This is a genomic window from Priestia sp. SIMBA_032, from assembly GCF_046535215.1.
GTDB classification, from domain to species: domain Bacteria; phylum Bacillota; class Bacilli; order Bacillales; family Bacillaceae_H; genus Priestia; species Priestia aryabhattai.
In genome coordinates this window covers 1-627 of the sequence record NZ_JAWRXD010000078.1, presented here as the reverse complement: position 1 = coordinate 627, position 627 = coordinate 1, and the positions used below count along the sequence as shown (strand labels likewise).

Sequence of the window (627 nt, the reverse complement as noted above, 5' to 3'; positions counted from 1 at the left end):
AGGGAGGAAGCGGTCGAAAATTTTCCACGCGATTTGTTCGTCAAAATGGCAGAGGCGGGACTTTTCAGCATCTCATTTTCAGCTGATGTCGGTGGGCGAGGGCTGCAACACCGTGCTACTGCAACAGCAGTGATGATTGAGGAACTGGCTTACCATTCAAACTCTGTTGCCGCGATCGTCGACGTACACTGCATCCTGGCGGGGAAAGCACTGGAGCACGCTTGCGCGGAATTGCAGCAGCGGTACCTTGTGCCGCTCATCGCTGGGAAAAAAATCGGCAGTTTCGCGACAACGGAGCCGGATGCAAGCACCGACCTCAGTGCTAAGAACATGCGCACGGTGGCTTCCACGAATGGCACAGACTTCGTTATCAACGGACGTAAACGGTTCATTACAAATGCGCCTGTAGCTGACTTTGTAGTGGTGCTGGCAGAGCACGACGGAAAGCAATCGCTGTTTGTCGTTGACCTCGATGCACCTGGGGTGAGGGTTGGCAAGCCAGATCGAAAGACGGGTAACCACGGTCAGCTAACTGCCGATATCTATTTCGATAATGTCGGTGTTCCGATGAAAAACATAGTTGGAAATGCCGGCGGCGGCCTAAAAATCGCACTGCAGACACTGACG

General features: G+C 53.4%; 1 protein-coding gene. It reads left to right on the top strand.

Annotated elements, in window-relative coordinates; all coding sequences use genetic code 11:
* Positions 1 to 627, top strand: a 627-nt coding sequence (locus tag SB717_RS33385; protein ID WP_410907078.1) for an acyl-CoA dehydrogenase family protein, incomplete at both ends; no start/stop codon positions are given.